The sequence below is a fragment of the Roseobacter cerffii genome, from assembly GCF_054226325.1.
In genome coordinates this window covers 1,775,323-1,793,774 of sequence record NZ_CM135757.1, presented here as the reverse complement: position 1 = coordinate 1,793,774, position 18,452 = coordinate 1,775,323, and the positions used below count along the sequence as shown (strand labels likewise).

Sequence of the window (18,452 nt, the reverse complement as noted above, 5' to 3'; positions counted from 1 at the left end):
ACTAAGCCCGCGACTTGGCATAGGCGAGACAGCCAAGCAACGCCGCCTCGTCCTGCGTGATCACCGACACGGCGACGGGCGGTAGATTGGATTTCACCGTGGGTTGGCCGCTCAGCACCTCTTTGAACAGCGCCTGCGCAGGGCTGGAAAGCAAGCCGCGCACCACCGATCCCGCCAGAAAGATCCCACCGGCAGGCATGTAAAGCAGCCGCAGATCCTGGATGAAGGTGCCTAACATCCGCGCATAGATCTCTACGGACGCGAGCGCCTGCCCCTCACCCCGGTTGGCCGCATCAATCACCTCGCGGGCATCGATCTTCGCCGCGCCGGTCGCCGCGGCGTGCAACTCCGACAGACCCGGCCCGCGCACGGCATCCTCCGCACAGCGCACCCAGGGCGTGGACGGCCCGACGTAGGCGTGAAGGTGGTCCGCGACACGGGTCGGCAGACTGCCAAGCCCCGCCTCGGCCCGCAGGCAGACCGTCTGGTCACCAACCCGCAGGACCGGGCTGACATTGAAGCCGGTGCCCGCGCCGATGACCAACCGCTGGTCGTCTTCCGGAACGGGCGCGTCGACCACCACCTCCGTGCCATCGGGGCCGAGACTGTCCAGCGCATAGCCGAGCGCGCTGAGATCGTTCAGCAACCCAACGCGCTGCGCGCCGTGGCGCTCGGCGAGCTGACCGGCATCAAAGGACCAGCCGCGATTGGTCAGCCGTGCGGTCTGCGCTGTGACCGGCCCGGCCACGGCGACCGTCAGTGCTTCCAGCGTGTGCACCTGCGCATGGGCCAGGTACGCCTCAAGGGCTGCGTCAAAATCGGCGTAGTCGTCGTTCTGGTAGCGCCGCGTCAGCCCGCCCTGAATGGCGCCCTCGCGCGCGCAGGCAAAGCGGACGTTTGTGCCTCCAACATCGGCGAGGATAAGGGCCATGGTGTCGTGTCCTCAGACAAATCGGCTGACGTAGTTTTCCAGGATCTCCTGCTGGCCGGAGCGCGGCTGCGGATCGATACCACCGCCCGCCACCTGCGCTTCGATCTGATCCAGCGTCGCGGAGGTGAGCCAGGATTGGCCCTGCGGCGCATCCCAATCCGCATAGCGGGCAGCGCGGGCGCTTTCAAGGCCGCCGTCATCGAGCATGGCGGCTGCTGCCTTCAGGCCACGGGCGCAGATGTCCATCGCGCCCACATGGGCGGCGATCAAATCCTTGGGGTCGAGGCTCTGGCGGCGCAGCTTGGCGTCGAAGTTGGTGCCGCCGGTGGTGAAGCCCCCCGCCTTCAGCACCTCGTAGTAGGCCAGCGCCACCTCGTGCACGTTGTTGGGGAACTGGTCGGTGTCCCAGCCGGACTGGTAGTCGTTGCGGTTCATGTCAATGGAGCCGAAGATACCGAGCGCGGAGGCCATCGCGAGTTCATGTTCGAAGCTGTGGCCCGCGAGGATGGCATGACCCTGCTCGATGTTCATCTGTACCTCGGTTTCGAGCCCGAACTCCTTGAGGAAGCTGTAGACCGTGGCCACGTCGTAGTCGTACTGGTGCTTCGTCGGTTCCTGCGGCTTTGGCTCGATCAGGATCGCACCCTTGAAACCGATCTTATGCTTGTAATCGACCACCATCTGCAGGAACCGCCCGGCCTGCGCGCGTTCACGTTTCAAATCGGTGTTGAGCAGCGTCTCGTAGCCCTCGCGCCCGCCCCAGAGCACGTAGTTTTCACCGCCGAGCTTATGGGTCGCATCGATGCAGTTCTTCACCGTGGCGGCGGACCAGGCGAAGACTTCCGGGTCGGGGTTGGTCGCCGCGCCCGCCATGAACCGGCGGTGTGAAAATAGGTTGGCGGTGCCCCAAAGCAGCTTGGTGCCTTGAGCGTCCATTTTCTGGGCGAGATAGTCGATGATCTCTTCGAAATTGCGCTTGCTCTCGGCAAATGTCGCGCCTTCCGGGCGGATGTCGGCGTCGTGCCAGCAGTAATAGGGTTGACCGAGGATCGCGAACATCTCGAAGGCCACATCGGCCTTGAGGCGGGCGAGCTCCATCGTGTCGCCGAACCACGGGCGCTCGAAGGTCTGCCCGCCGAACGGGTCACCGCCCGGCCAGGCAAAGCTGTGCCACCAGGCGACGGCGAAACGCAGGTGGTCTTCCATGCGCTTGCCGGCGACCATCTCTTCGGCGTTGTAGTGGCGGTAAGCCAAGACATCCGCGGGCGCGTCAGGAGCGTAGGTGACGGGCGAGATGCCAGCGAAGAAGTCGGTCATAGAGCCTCCTTGAGGGCCGCATAGGCGGCGCGGTAGTGCGCGTGTTTGTCGAGGAACGCGGATGTGAGTGTGGTGTCCGGCTCGATGCTGCGGGCCGTGGCGGGGGGCGTGGCGATCTCGGCGCCCGCGCCGGTCGCGGCCATGAGCCCCAGCCGCGCCGCGCCAAAAGCCCCACCGAAGTCGCCCGCTTCGGGCAGGTCGATGGGCATCTCCAGCAACGTGGCGAGCGCCTGCAGCCAATAGTCGGACTTGCTGCCGCCGCCGACGGCGACCAGCGTGTCGATCTGCGTCCCTGTGCTGCGCAACGCATCCAGGCTGTCGCAGAAGGCGAAGCTGACCCCTTCGAGCACCGCGCGGGTGCCCGCGGTGCGGTCGGTCGCATGGTCAAGACCAAGAAGAGCTCCGCGTGCAGCGGCATCATTGTGTGGCGTGCGCTCGCCACCCAAGTAAGGCAGGAACAGCGTCTCGCCCGGCGCTTGCAGCGGGCCGAGGTCAGCGGTCAGGCTGGCCGCGTCAGACTGCACGAGGCTGGCGTACCAGTTCAGCGCATCGGTGCAGGCGAGGATCACGCCCATCTGATGCCAGGTGTCGGGCAGCGCGTGGCAGAAGGTGTGCACGGCGGAGGGCGCGTCGGGCTGGTAGGCGGCGCTGGCGGCAAAGAGCACGCCAGAGGTCCCCAGCGACAGGAAGGCCTGCCCCGGTTTCACCACGCCCATGCCGACGGCAGACGCGGCGTTGTCGCCTGCCCCGCCCGCGACTACGGCGCCTTTCGGCAGGCCCCAACGGTCGGCCAGCGCATCGCGCAGGATGCCGGAGGGCGCAGACCCTTCGACGAGACGCGGCATGTGGGTGCGGCTGAGCCCCGAAGCGTCGAGCAGCGCATCGGACCAGTCGCGCACGCCGGTGTCGAGCCAGCTGGTGCCCGCCGCATCGGACATCTCGGAGACGGCATCACCTGTGAGCCAGAGGCGCAGGTAGTCTTTGGGCAGCAGGATTTTCGCGGTTTTCTTCCAGATCTCGGGCTCGTTCACGCGGACCCAATCAACCTTAGGCGCGGTAAAGCCCGGAAAGACGATGTTGCCGGTGATCCTGCGCCACTGCGGATCGGCATCGAAGGCGGCGGCCTCCATGTGGCTGCGGGTGTCGTTCCAGAGCATGCAGGGGCGTAGAACATCGCCCGCGGCGTCGAGCAGAGTGGCGCCATGCATCTGGCCGCTGAGGCCGATGCCGCGCACGGCGTCGAGCCCGTGCTGCGCAGCCAGCGCTGTCATCGCAGTCTCCGTGGCTGCGAGCCAATCGGCCGGGTTCTGCTCGGACCAGCCGCTCTGCGGCCGCTGCACCGTCAGGGCCGCCGTGACTTCCGCCACCAGCTGCTGATCGTCGTCGATCAGCACGGCCTTGAGGCCGGAGGTCCCAAGATCGAGGCCCAGGTACATGAATTACGCCGCCTGATCCGGTTTCTTGCCCATGATGATCATGCTGAGGATGTCATCTTCGGTCACGTCCTCGACCCGTTCGGTGCCGACCAACTGGCCGTTTTTCATGACCGAGACGCGGTCACAGAGCTCAAGCATTTCGCGGGTGTCGTGGCTGATCAGGAAGATGCCGAGGCCTTGCTTTTTCAGCTCTTGAATAAGATCGGCGACCATCTGGGTTTCATGCACGCCAAGCGCCGCGGTTGGCTCGTCCATGATCAGGATCTTGGCGTTGAAATAAACTGCGCGGGCAATGGCGACCGACTGTCGCTGACCACCCGAGAGCGCGCTGACCGGCTCTTTCAGTTTGCGGAAGTTGGGGTTGAGCCGCGCCATGATCTTGGCGGTCTCGCTCTCCATCTTCGCGTCATCGACAAAGCCTGTCGAGGTCACCAGCTCGCGGCCCAGAAAGAGGTTCGAGGCGGCATCGAGATTGTCGGCCAGCGCAAGCGTCTGGTAGATCGTCTCGATGTTGTAATCGCGCGCATCGCGGGGGCTGGTGATATTGGCTGGTTTGCCTTCGATCCAGATCTCGCCACCGTCCTTCTGGTAAGCGCCGGAGAGAATCTTGATCAACGTGGATTTGCCCGCCCCGTTGTGACCCAGAAGGCCCACGACTTCGCCGGGGTAGAGATCGAGGCTGACGTGATCCACCGCGCGGATACCGCCGAAGGAGATCGAGATGTCCTTGAGCTGGACGAGCGGGGTTTGAGATGTGTCTGTCATGATCTGACCCCTCACTTGGATTTGCGACGATAGAGGATGTCGAGGTAGACGGCGAGCACGAGGACGGAGCCGACGACAACCTGTTGGATGGCAGCGTCAAAGCCGATGAGCACCATGCCGGTTTGCAGGGATTGCATGACCAGCGCGCCGAGGATGGCGCCGTAGATCGTGCCCACGCCGCCTGCGAGCGAGGTGCCCCCGATCACTGCCGCGGCGATGACGTAGAGCTCGTCCAATGTGCCAAGCGCGTTGGTGGCCGAGCCAAGCCGCGCAGAGGCGACCACGGCGGAGAGCCCCGTCAGAGCGCCCATCAGGGCGAAGATCTTCACGGTCATCCAGCGGGTGTTGATGCCTGCAAGCTCCGCCGCCTCGGGGTTGCCGCCAATGGCATAGACATAGCGGCCAAAGCGGGTGCGGGACATGAGGATGGTCATGAAGATCGCGACGCCTACGAGGATCAGAACCGGGATGGCGAACCCGTGGGAGATTAAGAGCCCGCCTTCGGGGATGGTGATCCCTTCGGCCTCGGCATAGCGGCGCACGATGCCGCGCGGCCAGGGGTAGGCGTTGACGAGCAGCACCGCGCCGATCACCGCGCCACAGCCGACCACGGCGAGAAAGCTCTCAGCCCAGATGGGGCGTTGTGCGATGTGGAAGATGGTGCGCTTGCGTCGGCCCATGATGATCAGGCCCAGCACCGCGGCACAGCCCAGCAGGCCCACGATCCAGCTGCCGGTGGCGCCGATGGCACCGTAGGGTCCGCCGCCCATGAGCGCGAAGGTCTTGTCCACGGGCGAGATCGTCTCGCCCCGCGCCACCAGGAAGGCGGCGCCGCGCCAGACCAAGAGGCCGCCCAGTGTCACGATGAAGGCCGGGATCTTGCCGTAGGCGACCAGCGCGCCGTGGAAGGCCCCGATGAAGCTGCCGCAGAGGATACCAACGATCACGGCGATAACCCAGATCATCGGATGACCGACGCCCAGCATCGGCGGCAGGATGTTGACCTGTACCACCCCCATGATGATGGCGCAGAAGCCGAGCATGGAGCCCACGGAGAGGTCAATGTGGCGAGTGATGATCACCAGCACCATGCCGGTGGCCATGATCCCGATGGAGGCGGTCTGAACCGAAAGGTTCCAGAGGTTGCGGGGCGTCAGGAAGGCGCCAAACCCGTTGACCAGCTGGCCGTAGACGTGAAAGCCGATCCAGATGATCGCCAGCGCGCCGAGCATGCCCAGCAGGCGGGTGTCGAGTTCGGTTTCGCGGAAGAAGCGCGCGATGGCGCCTTCGCTTTCCTTTGCAGTGCCGGGTGGTTGCGTTGTTTGATCGGTCATGGTTCAGCGCGCCCCTTGCGAGATGCACCTCACCTGTCTGCGCGAGGATCACGCAAGCGGGAGGCATCTGGCAATGTAGAAAGTGTGGAAAAGCCGGGCGCACCGCTGCGCGCCCGGCGGATCGGTATCAGATCAGCAGCCGTTGACGCCGTCCATGGCGCCCGCGCAAGCCTTGGCCTGGTCGATGTGGCCTGCGGCGATCGCGTCACCGAGGTTGTCCTTGGTGATCGGTGTGGGCGAGAGGAAGATGGCGTTCATCTCAACGCCCTTCTCGCCGCCGGACCACTTCACAGCGCCGTCGATCTGATCAAGCGCGGTGCCATTGGCCATCGCCACGGCGATATTGGCCGCTGCGGCACCCAGCTGGCGCGCGTTTTTCCAGACCGACACGGTCTGTTCGCCACGGGCCACGCGGTTCAGGGCGGCGTGATCACCATCCTGGCCGCCAACCGGCACGCTAAGACCTTGTGCGGAGAGCGCAGCGATCACGCCACCGGCCATACCGTCGTTCTGGGACAGAACCGCATCAATCTCGTTATTGTTCGCGGTCAGGATCTGTTCCATGTTTTTCTGCGCATTGTCCGGCTTCCAGCCATCGCTGAAGGCTTCGCCGACAATCTTGATCTCGCCGCTGTCGACCTTGTCGCCGATTACTTCCATCATGCCTTCGAGCAGGAAGCCCGCGTTCGGGTCACCCTTGTCGCCCTTGATGATCGCGAAGTTGCCCGACGGCTGCGCGGCCACGACGGTCTCGGCGATGATCCGGCCCACGCCCTTGTTGTCAAAGGTCAGGTAGAAGGTGCGGTCGTCTTCGATCAGCCGGTCATAGCCCACGACCGGGATGCCTTCTGCATCGGCCTTGTCGACGGCGGGCCCAATGGCGTCCTTATCCATCGCGAGGATGATCAGCGCGTCCGCCCCCTGGGCGATCAGCGCTTCCACATCTGTCAGCTGTTTGGCGGCAGAGGCCTGGGCGTCGGCGGAGATATAGGCGGCACCCGCTTCTTCCAGAGCGGCCTTGATCGCGGCCTCGTCAGTTTTCCAACGCTCTTCCTGGAAGTTGGACCAGCTCACACCAACCGTGAGGTCCTGGGCAAACGCCGCTGTGCTCAGGGCTGCCGAGACGGCCAGGCCCATAATCATCATCTTCTTCATTGTATCCTCCCGTAGGGACAGTTCTGTTGACTGTTCATGCCTGTTTTCAGAATTGGCATGCGCAAAAGGATTGACTGTTTTAATTCAGCTGTCAAAATAAATTTATGACTTTTGCGCTAAAAATTGCGGCACGCCCTGATTTATCAGCTGATTTCTTCCGAAACCCGGAGGATTCGATCTCTATATTTTCGAGAGCTGAATAAATGAATGTGGAGATTTCTCAGCCCGATTTGGGTGATGGCCCGGTTGGCTGCGGCCCGATTCGGCCCGAAGCGGATGTTTCTGGACAGTCGCTGCGGTACCGGGTGTTCGAATGCGTGCGCTCGGCCGGGCAGATCTCGCGCATTGATCTGGCCAAGCAGCTGAAGGTGAGCCCCGCCTCGATCACCGCGCTGGTGGGTGAGTTGTTGGACCTCGGGCTCTTGCGCGAAAGCAGCGACACCACGCGCAGCACCACGCGCGGGCGGCCGCCTGTCGCGCTCTCGGTGCAGCCCGATGCGGGTTATGTCGTGGGCATCAAGCTGTCGCGGGCGCAGCACACAGCACTGCTGGTCGATGCGGCGGGGCGCCCGCTGGCGCAGGCGAGCCTCGCCTGCCAGCCGCGCCGCCGGTCGATGCAACAGGTGCTGCAGGAAACCGGGCAGGTGCTGGACGCGCTTCTGAAAGAAGCCGGGCTGGCACGGGCCGATGTGGCCTGTATCGGGCTCGGAATGCCCGGCATGATCGATCACGCGGCGGGGCAGATGGTCTGGTCGCCGATGCTGACCGAGACCGACCGTCCCTTGCGGCGCCTCGCGGAGGATGCCTTTGGGGTGCCCGTGGCCGTGGACAACGATGCCAACCTCGTCACGCTGGCCGAGCTGTGGTTCGGCAAGGGGCGCGCGATGGCGGATTTCGCCGTCGTCACAATCGAACAGGGCGTGGGCATGGGGTTGGTGATCAACCACCGGCTCTATCGCGGCGCCGGATCGCTGGGGATGGAGATCGGGCACACCAAGGTGCAGCTCGACGGTGCGCTCTGCCAGTGCGGCCAACGCGGCTGTCTCGAGGCTTACATTGCCGACTATGCGCTGGTGCGCGAAGCTTCGACCGCGCTCGACCCGGCGAATTCGGATGTGACGGCACCGGATGTGATGCTGCAGCAGCTCTATGAGCAGGCGAAGGCCGGGAATGAGGCGGCACGGGTGATCTTCCGCCGTGCGGGGCGCTTTCTGGCGCTGGGGCTGGCGAATGTGGTCAACCTGTTTGATCCGCCGCTGATCATTCTGGCGGGCGAGCGGATGCAGTACGATTATCTCTATGCCGATGAGGTGCTGCGCGAGATGCATGAGCTGACGCTGAACCGGGTGAGCACCCCGCAGAAGGTCGAAACCCACGCCTGGGGCGATCTGATGTGGGCACATGGCGCCGCGGCGCTGGCGCTGTCAGAGATCGCGGATGCGATGGCGGAGGGGCGCGGATGAGAGCGCTGGTGCTGTGCCTGCTGGCGCAAACGGCCAGCGCCGAGGTGCTGTTCGAGGATCTCTCGGCCAACCTGCCCCCACACAGCTACACCGGCGGCTGGGAGCATTTTGTGGGCGGGGGTGTCGCGGTCTTCGATTGCAATGGCGATGCCCTGCCCGACCTGCTGGCCGCTGGGGGCGAGCGCCCGGCGGCGTTGATGGTCAACCGTGGTGCGATGCAGTTCGAGGCGGCGCCCCTGCCCGCCTTCACGGGTACCACCGGCGCATATCCGTTGGATGTGGACGGCGACGGGCATCTCGACGTGATGCTGCTGCGGGTGGGGGAGAACCAGTTGCTGCGTGGTGATGGCGATTGTGGGTTTGCCGTGGCCAATGACACTATGGGGTTCGACGGTGGCGAGGCCTGGTCGACGGCGTTTTCGGCCACATGGACCGCGGATGGCCCGGTGCTGGCCATCGGCAACTATGTGGATCGCGAGGACCCTGAGGGCCCGTTTGAGGCCTGTGATGACAACACGCTGCACCGCTGGGCGGGTGATGACTTTGCGGCGGAGGTCTTGTCACCGGGGTTCTGCGCGCTGTCGGTTCTCTTTGCCCGCGATGCCACCGGCGCAACCCGGCTGCGGCTGTCGAATGACCGGCACTATTACGTGCGCGCGGGCGCGGAGCAGATGTATGACTTGGGCGAGGCGCGGTTCCTCGGCCCCGAGGATGGTTGGGAGACCGTACGCCTCTGGGGCATGGGCATTGCGAGCCGCGACATCACTGGCGATGGGCGGTCCGAGGTGATGCTGACCTCGATGGGCGACCAGCTGATGCAGATCGCGGGCGAAGACGGGCTTTACAGCCGCGCGCCCTACAGTCTTGGCACCTACGCGCAGCGACCGCATGTTGGTGATGACGGGCGCCCTTCGACGGGGTGGCATGCGGAGTTTGGCGATCTGAACAATGACGCGCGGTCGGATCTCTTCATTGCGAAGGGGAATGTGGACCAGATGCCGGGGCTGGCGATGGAAGACCCGAATTCGCTGCTCATTCAACAGCCCGATGGGACCTTTGCGGAACGCTCCGTCGACGCGGGCGTGGCCACTGTGGATCGCTCCCGGGGCGCTGCGCTGGCCGATCTGGATGGTGACGGGCGGCTTGACCTGGTGGTGATGAACCGCCGCGCACCGATGGAGCTCTATCGCAATGTGACGCCTGGGACCGGACGCTGGCTGGCTGTGGAGTTGCGGATGCCGGGCGCCAACAGCCGGGCGGTGGGGGCCCTCGTTGAGGTCAGTGCAGGCGATGTGACACAGGTGCAGGAGCTGACGGTCGGCGGCGGCCATGCGGGCGGGCAAGCCGGGCCGCTGCACTTCGGTCTGGGCGATGCAAAACTGGCGCAGCTGACGGTCACCTGGCCGGATGGACGAGTGACGACGCACGCGGATGTCGCCGCAGACCAACGGCTGGTACTGCGCCCCTAGCGATCGATGGGCAGGCCGCTCGGAACGGTCTCGGGGATGCCGAGCCGACCCAAGAGGGCCTCCGGATCGTCCAATGTCTTCAGAAAGGCGACCAGGGCGGCGATGTCCGTGGCGCCGAGCGTGCGCGGCGCGATGGTGATCGCGGCGCGCAGCGCCTCCTGCTCCGCCGGGTCTTCCAGGTGTCGCCAATCCTCGACGCCCGGCAGGTTCGGCAGCTGCACGGCGACGCGGTCGAAGCGGTCTAGTCCTGCCTGTGGATCAATGTGATCTGTGATGAAGGCCGTCAGATCAGCGTGGCTGCCCGTGTGCCCGTAAGGACCTGTCTGGGTGACATTGCGCAGCGAGGGCGTGCGGAAGGCATAAGCGTCCGCTTCTTGGCCCGTGACCCGCAGGCGGCCCACGTCACGCGCATGGCTTTCAAAGCGCGCGGCCTTGCCGGGCCCGAACTGCGGCACACCCATGGCGTGAAAACCGTGGTCGGTCTGGAAGACCCCCGCATGGCAGGTGCTGCACCCGGCCTCACCGTAGAACAGCGTCCGCCCGAGCTCCGCCTCGGGCGGAAGCGGCGCCTGGCCGCGCAGATAGGCATCGAAGGCACTGCTGTCCGAGCGCCATTCGAACGCCACGAAGGCCGCGATGGCGTCCGAGATATCGGTGAAGGTGAGCGCCTCGCTCTCGGGGAAAGCCGCCGCGATCAAAGGGGCGTAGCCCGGGGTGTCTGCCACACGTTTGCTCAATAGGTCCCATGCCCCGCCCTCGCCAGTGATGCGCCCCTGCCGGACGGCCTGGCTCACATCGTTTTCACTGTAATGCCCCGCCATTTCGTCGGCGCTGAGCACTGGGAACATGGTCTGGGCCGAGAGCAGATTGGCGAAGCCTTGCGTCATCTCGGCGCCCATGGGCGTGCGCAGACCGCCGGGCTTGCTCTCGTCCACCTCGATCCGGCCATCGTGGAACATCACCGTGAATTCACGGGCGCCGAGGTTGAAGAGCGCGGGCGCATTGCGCGGGATGCGCTGTTCCGGTGTGTTGTCGGCGGAGGCGCGCCGCTCCGGGCCGAGGCCGATGCCCCCCTCCCCGAGCGAGAGCGCCACGCCGTCGGCGGTCGCGAACTTCGGATGATGACAGGTGGCGCAGGAGATGTTGCGGTTGCCGGAGAGGATCGGGTCATAGAAGAGCAGATGGCCCAGCCGGATCTGCGCCGCGTCAAGCGGGAAATAGTCCGCATCGGTCACGGGCGCTGGCATATCGCTCGCTGCCGCCGCGCCTACCCCGATCATTACCCATGTTGCGAGTGTTCTTGCCAACACAACCGCACCTCTTCCCTGTCGCACCTTCATAGATTTGCAGGCCCGCGCGCGGATCGCAAGGGCGTGTCAGTTCAGGTCTTCACGTCCGGCTCAGTGCGTCCGATCAGGGTTTGCATGTCGGTGATTTCGACCACGGCGTCCCGCACCGCTTGCAAGGCCTTATCGGGGGTCAGGCCATGATCGGCGTCAGGTACTGCGTATTGTTCAAGATAAACCCGCAGCGTCGCGCCTTCGGTGCCCGTGCCGGAGAGACGCAAAACCGCACGACCTTCGCCTGCGAACCAGATGCGCAGGCCCTGGTTGTGGCTGACCGACCCGTCAACCGGATCATGATACGAGAATTCATCCGCCGCGGTGATCTGCACGCCCGCCACCTCGGTGCCGGGCAAATTTCCCAGCTTGTCGCGCACGCCCTGCATCAACGTGTTCGCCGCCTCGGTCGGCACGGCCTCGTAGTCATGCCGCGAATAGTAGTTACGCCCGTAGGTGGCCCAGTGGTCGGTCAGGATATCCGCCACGGAGTCGCCACGCTCGGCGAGAATGTTGAGCCACAGCAGCACCGCCCAGAGGCCGTCCTTCTCGCGCACGTGGTCGGACCCTGTGCCGGCACTTTCCTCGCCGCAGAGCGTGACCTTGCCCGCGTCCAGCAGGTTGCCGAAGAACTTCCAGCCCGTGGGGGTTTCGAAGGAGCCGAGCCCGAGCTTCTCGGCCACCTTGTCGCTGGCGCCGCTTGTGGGCATGGACCGCGCCACACCCGCCAGCCCATCCGCATAGCCTGGCGCAAGCTGCGCATTGGCGGCGAGCACGGCAAGGCTGTCGGAGGGGGTGACGTAGAGGCCACGCCCGACGATCATGTTACGGTCACCGTCGCCGTCGGAGGCCGCGCCGAAATCGGGCGCGGTGTCAGACATCATCTCATCCATCAGCGTCTTGGCCCAGACCGGGTTCGGGTCCGGGTGCCCGCCGCCGAAGTCTTCGGACGGCACGGCGTTGATGACGGTGCCTTCGGGTGCGCCCAGCGCGCCTTCAAGGATGGCCTTGGCATAGGGTCCCGTGACCGCGTGCATCGCATCAAACCGCATGGTGAAGCCGCCCGAGAAAAGCCCGCGGATCTTGTCGAAATCGAAAAGCTGCTGCATCAGCGCCTGGTAGTCGGCGACGGGGTCAATGATCTCGACCTGCATCTCGGCCACTTGGGCCGTGCCGCAGGTGGAGAGGTCGATATCCGGCGCATCGACGGTCTTGTATTCGGTGATGATTTGGGTTTCCGCAAACATGGCCTCGGTGATCGCCTCGGGCGCGGGGCCGCCATTGCTGACGTTGTATTTGACGCCAAAATCCGCGCCGATCCCGCCCGGGTTGTGGCTGGCCGAGAGCACGAAGCCGCCATTGGTCTGGCGCTGGCGGATCAGGTTGGAGACCGCGGGTGTGGAGAGCAGCCCCCCCTGCCCGACAATCACCTTGGCCGCGCCATTGGCGGCGGCCATCCTGAGCATGATCTGGATGGCCTCGCGATTGAAGAAGCGGCCATCGCCGCCCACCACGAAGGTCTTGCCCGCCGCGCCGCCGATCGCGTTGAAGGTCGCTTGCACAAAGCATTCGAGATAGCCCGGCTCCATGAACACGCGGGTCTTCTTGCGCAGGCCGGAGGTGCCGGGTTTCTGACCCTCGAAGGGGCCTTTGGATAGGGTTTGAACGGTCATGAAAACTCCTTTCAAATCTCTCGCTTCAAGGGGCCGCGGCCCACCCCGGTCATGATCTGCGCGACCTTGGCGAGACCTTCATGGCCCGGCAAATCCTCGACCGCAACCGGGCTCTTGCGCCGCCAGTTGGGGTGCTCGTCAACTGTGCCGGGCAGGTTCTGGGCCTCGGTCATTCCCAGGATATCATCCAGCTGGACGGCGGCGAGCGCGGTCGGGCCGTCCGCCAACTGACCATGCACTGCGTCGGCCAGATCGGCGGCGCTGTGCTGATCGAGATTGGTCTGAGAGACTTGCAGAAGGTCGGCCTTCTCGGTCTGTCGCCGCTTCTGCGCGCGTCTGCGTTCGGCCCGGTCGATCCAGCCCAGCCGATGCCACCAATCGATATCGCGCCCGGACCAGAACCCGGCCACGGTCGGCGTGTCATGGGTGCCGAAGCAGGCGAGCGACTGCGGTCGCAGATCCCCGGCATCGCGGAATGTACCCACATCCGTCTTTTCATATTGCAGGACGGTATAGCCGTAAAAGCCGTTGTCAGCCATCGTATCGCGGAACCCGTCGGGCACGAGGCCAAGGTCTTCGCCGACGATCACCGTGCCTGCCCGCTGCGCTTCGATGGCGATGAGCGCCATGAGCGGCTGGAATGGTTGACGAATGTAGCCACCTGGGCTGCCGTCATCGGGGATCCAGTAGCTGCGGTTGAGGCCCAAGGCGTGGTCGATGCGCAGGATGCCACAGTGACGCATCACCTGGCGCAGGATCTGGCGCAACGGGGCGTAGTCCTGCGCGGCAAGGCGGCGCGGGGCATAGGCCGCGAGCTGCCAGTTCTGCCCCGCCGGGCTGAGATGATCGGGCGGCGCACCAAGCGAGACGTCCGTCGCCATGGCCTCGGCCCCGCTCCAGGCCTCGGCTCCGTTACGCCGAGCCCCAATGGCGAGATCCAGGTAGAGGCCGAGGGCGAGCCCGCTCCGTTGCGCACGGGCATGCGCCTGCCCGAGCTGACGATCCGCAAGCCATTGCAACCAGATGTGGAAGGCCATGTCGCTTGGCGGCGGTGCGTGCCGCGCGGTGGCTGGCGTGCGGAGCCGATCGGGCCAGCGCTGCCAGTCCTGGCCCAGAGATGTGCTGAGGCTTTCAAAGCGCGCGAAGTCTTGCAGCATTGTGCCGCCTGCCTCGGTAAAGGCCTGAAGAGACGCGCGGTCATTAGCAGTTGCACCCTGCTGAAACGCGGTGAATGCGGCCCGCAGCGCGGCGCGATGCGCTTGGCCGTGTGTCGCATAGTCGATGAGGTCGCCGGACGGGGCACCGGGGTGCTCTGGCACACCGGGCAGATCATCCAGTGCCAGGTGATTGGCGTTCAGAAACCCACGGTGGGTTGGCGAATACGGGCTGATCACCTCTTCGGCGGCCCAGCCCAAGGCATGAACCGGGTTGAGACCAAGAAACCCCGCGCCCCGCGCGCCCAGCACCTCCGACAGTCGGGCGAGGTCCTCGAAGTCGCCAAGGCCGGTGTTGCGTTCGGATCGCAGCCCGTAGAGCGCGGCCACGACGCCCCAGGTTTTTGTGAGCCCCGTCACGTCCCTTAGCGAAGGCGTTCGCGCAGGGGCAGAGATCAGGCGCGTGATCTCTGAGCGCTTGCCCTGCCGCAGATGCAAATGGTGCAGCCCTGTGGGGAGCGCTGGCAGCTCGATCTGATCCTCAGCATGTCCTTCGACAGCGGGTTCGATGCCGTCTTCGAGCACGATATGCCAATGTGCCGGGGCCTGAAGTGGCAGAGAAAACGGTGTGTCGCATCTGACAACGACGTCTTCCGGCAACAAGCGCGCTTGCTCGGCTGCGCGCAATTCGGCCAGGGTCTCGCGGACCTCGCGGGCGGACCCCACCGCAAGCCCATTGGCGCGCAGCAAAGCGCGTTGGGTCTCGGGCGAGGTTGGCCGGATAACCCCTTCAAGATCGCGAAACTTGTCAAAGATGCCGCAGAAATCTGCCAGTGCGGCCAGCTCGGCATCTGCGCTCATTCTGCCGTGCCCATCGGGCTGAGGCTGAGCACGACAATGGATGGGCCGGACACGGTGACGGCGCCCCCGGAGACCACTGCGCGGTCGTCGGATTGCAATGTGCTGTCGAAGGCGCAGGCCCAGTTCTGCCCCTCGGGTGCTGGTGGACAGGTGACCCGAGCCTTGACCTCGGACCGGTTGAAGACTGCGAAGACCACATCATCGCTCTGCAGGTGCGGCGCGACCTCTGCCGAGCCGCGCAGGGTGACGCAGAAGCTCGACAGGCCGGGATCGCGCCAGTTGAGCGGGTTGCCATCGAAATCAGACCATTCCACATCCGGCAACCCATCCTTGGGGCGCGGCGCGGCGTGCAGAAAGCGCGATTGCCGCAGCGCGGGGTGCGCTTTTCGGAGCGCGGCAAGCTCGGCCACGAAGGTCACCATCTCGGCGTCAGCGCCCTCCCAGTCAAGCCATGTCGACGCATTGTCCTGACAATAGGCATTGTTGTTGCCGCCTTGCGACCGGCCCATCTCGTCACCCGCCAACAGCATCGGCGTGCCTTGTGACAGGAAGACCGTGGCCAGCATGTTGCGCTGTCGCTGTCTGCGCCGCTGCTCGATTGCCGGGTCGTCGGACGGGCCCTCGACACCACAATTGTCCGAATAATTGGCGTGATGGCCGTCCTGGTTGTTCTCGCCGTTGGCCTCGTTGTGACGGCGGCTGTAGCGGGTGATGTCGGCCAGGGTGAAGCCATCATGCGCCGCCACGAAATTGACCGAGGACCAGGCGCGCCGCCCGCCTCGGTCAAACTCCCCCGCCGAACCCAGCAGCCGCGCGCCCAGCTCCTGCGCGCTGTGAGCATCGCCGCGCCAGAAGCGCCGGACGGTATCGCGATAGGCGTCATTCCATTCGGCGAACTTCGGGGGGAATTGGCCGAGGCGGTAACCGCCCGGCCCGATGTCCCACGGCTCGGCGATGAGCTTGACCCCTGCCAGCACCGGGTCCTGCCGCAGGGCGCCGAGAAAGCCGCCCTGCGCATCAAAGCCGTGATCCTCGCGCGCGACAGTGGTGGCGAGATCGAAACGGAAGCCGTCGACCCCCATGCACTGCACCCAGAAGCGCAGCGAATCCATCACCATGCGCAACACATGCGGGTGCGAGACATTGACCGTATTGCCTGTCCCTGTGTCGTTCACGTAGTAGCGCGGCTGGCCGCTGAGCAAACGGTAGTAGGACGCATTGTCGAGCCCGCGAAACGACAGAGTCGGCCCACGGTGATCGCCCTCGGCCGTGTGGTTGTAGACCACGTCGAGCAGCACCTCGAGGCCCGCGTCATGGAACCGCTGGACCATCTTGCGAAAGCCAAGCAGCCCGTCAGGACCGAAGTAGCGCGGCTCGGGCGCGAAGAAGCCAATTGTATTGTAGCCCCAGTAGTTTGTGAGGCCTTTTTCAAGTAGAAAGCCGTCGTTGAGAAAGGCGTGCACCGGCATCAGCTCGATCGCTGTCACGCCGATCTTGTGCAGATGGTCGATCACAGCGTCAGATGCGAGACCGTCATAGGTGCCACGCAGCGCCTCGGCCACCTCCGGATGACGCTGAGTCAGGCCTTTGACATGGGCCTCGTAGATCAACGTCTCATCCCAAGGGGTGCCGTCCGGTCGCGCAATGGGCGCGAAGAGCGCGGGATCGGAGACGACGGACTTGGGCACGAAGGGCGCGGAATCGCGCCGGTCGAAGGACAGATCCTCGGCACTTGAGCCCCGGTCGTAGCCCAGGGTCACGTCGCTGTTGCGCCAGCCTCCCCGCATCTCGCGCGTGTAAGGGTCGAGCAGCAGCTTGTGGGGGTTGAACCGATGCCCGCGCTCCGGCGCATAGACGCCATGGGCGCGGTAGCCATACAGCGTGCCCGGTTGCAGCCGGGGAACATAGCCGTGCCAGATGTCGCCCGTGCGTTCCGGCAAGGTCAGCCGGGCGGTTTCCCGATTACCGTCCGGGCTAAAGAGGCAGAGTTCGATCCGGCTCGCATGGGCGGAGAAGACGGCGAAGTTGACCCCCTCCCCGTCGAATTGCGCGCCCAAGGTGACGGGGCTGCCGGAGAAGATCGCATGCGCCATTGCCGTTAGCCTCGTGCTGCCCCGGTCGGGAGAAGGTCCGCGTAGATATCGTGATAGGCCTGCGCCGAGACGCCCCAGCCGACGGGATGACGCATCGCGCGACGGATCATGCCCGCCCACTCGCTGGGCTGGGCGTAGAGATCACAGGTCCGGTGGATCGCCTGTTCCAGCGCCGCGGCCGTGACCGGCGCAAACTGGACACCCGTGGCGCATTTGGCGGCGCGCGCGGCCTCATTGGCGTCGATCACCGTATCCGCCAGGCCGCCAGTGCGCGCAACAACGGGGAGGGTGCCATAGCGCAGCCCGTAAAGCTGGGTGAGGCCGCAGGGTTCGAAGCGCGAGGGGATCAGGATGGCATCGCTGCCGCCCTGCATCAGGTGCGATAGCGGCTCGTCATATCCGATGATCACGCCGACGAAGCCCGGATGCGCATGGGCCGCGGCAACGAAACCGGCTTCAAGCGCCGTGTCCCCGCTGCCCAGAACGGCCAGGGTCGCGCCGCGGGCCACAAGCGTGGGCAGCGCCTCAAGCAGCAAATCGAGCCCCTTTTGTGTGGTCAGACGGCTCACAACACAAAAGAGCGGACCGGGTGCCTCGGCGTTCAGGCCAAAGCGTTTCGACACCTCGGCGCGGTTCTGAGCCTTGGCCTTCAGGCGCTTGGCGGAGTAGGTCGCAACAAGTGCGGCGTCCTGTTCGGGGTCCCAGGCCTCGAGATCGATCCCGTTCAGGATGCCGGTGAGGTCCGCCTGCCGCGCGCGCAGCACGCCTTCGAGGCCCATCCCGAACTCGGGCTGCATGAGCTCGCGCGCATAAGTCGGGCTGACCGTTGTGATCTTGTCTGCGAAGGCGAGACCGGCTTTCAGGAAGCCAATCCGCCCGAAGTACTCCATCCCGTCCGACGTGTAGAGCGCGGAGGAGAGGCCCAGTGCCGTCATCAGCGACGCATCGAAGAGCCCCTGGAAAGCGATGTTGTGGATCGTCATGACGCAGGGCGGCGTGGGTGCCTCGGACTGCTGCAGGTAGGCGGGCACCAGACCGGCCTGCCAGTCATGCGCATGCACGATATCGGGCTGCCAATCGGCGAGCGCGCCCAGGGCGACCTGGGCCGCCGCATAGGACAGCGCGGCGTAGCGTTGCGCATTGTCGGGCCAGTCCTGGTTATCCGCACCGAGATAGATATTGCCCGGTCGGTCATAGAGATGCGGCGCCTCGAGTAGCAGAAGATCGACCCCGTCCGCCTCGCAGGCGAGCAGACTTGCGGGGCCGCCGTGCAGCGCGTCCTGCCGCCAGACCTCTGTGCCCCCTACTGCGATCTCGGCGAGCGCGGGATAGGCGGGAAGCATCACCCGGGCCTTTACCCCCAGCGGAGCCAGCGCCTTGGGCAATGCGCCCACCACATCTGCCAGCCCGCCCGTCTTGACGAAGGGCGCGCATTCAGAAGCAACAAAGAGCAGATTCACA

13 protein-coding genes are annotated in these 18,452 nt (G+C 65.2%); 2 read left to right on the top strand and 11 right to left on the bottom strand.

Annotated features, from left to right (window positions below; translation table 11 throughout):
• Nucleotide 1: 1 nt before the first annotated feature.
• The 6 genes from ACVC7O_RS08705 to ACVC7O_RS08680 all read right to left on the bottom strand — a co-directional run bounded on the left by ACVC7O_RS08705 (nucleotide 2) and on the right by ACVC7O_RS08680 (nucleotide 6,938).
• Entirely contained in the window at nucleotides 2-931 is a 930-nt protein-coding gene (locus ACVC7O_RS08705) for a glucokinase (protein ID WP_458325694.1), read from the bottom strand.
• Between the two features lie 12 nt (nucleotides 932-943).
• Complete coding sequence (gene xylA, locus ACVC7O_RS08700) at nucleotides 944-2,248, bottom strand: xylose isomerase (RefSeq protein ID WP_458325693.1); 1,305 nt, start codon at nucleotides 2,246-2,248, stop codon at nucleotides 944-946.
• Nucleotides 2,245-3,684, bottom strand: a complete 1,440-nt coding sequence (gene xylB / locus ACVC7O_RS08695; protein ID WP_458325692.1) for a xylulokinase — start codon at nucleotides 3,682-3,684, stop codon at nucleotides 2,245-2,247. Before xylB ends, xylA begins: the two co-directional genes overlap by 4 nt.
• A gap of 3 nt (nucleotides 3,685-3,687) precedes the next feature.
• Nucleotides 3,688-4,449, bottom strand: coding sequence for an ATP-binding cassette domain-containing protein (locus tag ACVC7O_RS08690; protein ID WP_458325691.1), 762 nt, complete (start codon nucleotides 4,447-4,449; stop codon nucleotides 3,688-3,690).
• 11 nt (nucleotides 4,450-4,460) lie between these two features.
• Nucleotides 4,461-5,783, bottom strand: a complete 1,323-nt coding sequence (locus tag ACVC7O_RS08685; protein WP_458325690.1) for a sugar ABC transporter permease — start codon at nucleotides 5,781-5,783, stop codon at nucleotides 4,461-4,463.
• Nucleotides 5,784-5,915: 132 nt separating this feature from the next.
• Complete coding sequence (locus tag ACVC7O_RS08680) at nucleotides 5,916-6,938, bottom strand: substrate-binding domain-containing protein (RefSeq protein WP_458325689.1); 1,023 nt, start codon at nucleotides 6,936-6,938, stop codon at nucleotides 5,916-5,918.
• A 203-nt stretch (nucleotides 6,939-7,141) separates the two neighbouring features.
• Here ACVC7O_RS08680 and ACVC7O_RS08675 point away from each other — a divergent pair, with 203 nt between their 5' ends.
• Together ACVC7O_RS08675 and ACVC7O_RS08670 are read left to right on the top strand one after the other, a co-directional pair.
• Nucleotides 7,142-8,401, top strand: coding sequence for an ROK family transcriptional regulator (locus tag ACVC7O_RS08675; protein WP_458325688.1), 1,260 nt, complete (start codon nucleotides 7,142-7,144; stop codon nucleotides 8,399-8,401).
• Entirely contained in the window at nucleotides 8,398-9,870 is a 1,473-nt protein-coding gene (locus ACVC7O_RS08670; protein ID WP_458325687.1) for a CRTAC1 family protein, read from the top strand. Before ACVC7O_RS08675 ends, ACVC7O_RS08670 begins: the two co-directional genes overlap by 4 nt.
• On the opposite strand, the gene ACVC7O_RS08665 is transcribed toward ACVC7O_RS08670, so the two are convergent.
• The 5 genes from ACVC7O_RS08665 to glgA all read right to left on the bottom strand — a co-directional run bounded on the left by ACVC7O_RS08665 (nucleotide 9,867) and on the right by glgA (nucleotide 18,451).
• Nucleotides 9,867-11,150, bottom strand: a complete 1,284-nt coding sequence (locus ACVC7O_RS08665) for a cytochrome-c peroxidase (RefSeq protein ID WP_458326060.1) — start codon at nucleotides 11,148-11,150, stop codon at nucleotides 9,867-9,869. The two genes, ACVC7O_RS08670 and ACVC7O_RS08665, sit on opposite strands and share 4 nt — an antisense overlap.
• A gap of 101 nt (nucleotides 11,151-11,251) precedes the next feature.
• Nucleotides 11,252-12,883, bottom strand: coding sequence for an alpha-D-glucose phosphate-specific phosphoglucomutase (locus ACVC7O_RS08660; RefSeq protein ID WP_458325686.1), 1,632 nt, complete (start codon nucleotides 12,881-12,883; stop codon nucleotides 11,252-11,254).
• Nucleotides 12,884-12,894: 11 nt separating this feature from the next.
• Entirely contained in the window at nucleotides 12,895-14,898 is a 2,004-nt protein-coding gene (gene malQ, locus ACVC7O_RS08655; RefSeq protein WP_458325685.1) for a 4-alpha-glucanotransferase, read from the bottom strand.
• Nucleotides 14,895-16,991 carry a glycogen debranching protein GlgX gene (gene glgX, locus ACVC7O_RS08650; RefSeq protein ID WP_458325684.1) on the bottom strand — a complete coding sequence of 699 codons (2,097 nt, stop codon included), beginning with the start codon at nucleotides 16,989-16,991 and terminating at the stop codon, nucleotides 14,895-14,897. Before glgX ends, malQ begins: the two co-directional genes overlap by 4 nt.
• A 5-nt stretch (nucleotides 16,992-16,996) precedes the next feature.
• Entirely contained in the window at nucleotides 16,997-18,451 is a 1,455-nt protein-coding gene (glgA, locus tag ACVC7O_RS08645) for a glycogen synthase GlgA (RefSeq protein ID WP_458325683.1), read from the bottom strand.
• Nucleotide 18,452 lies beyond the last annotated feature (1 nt).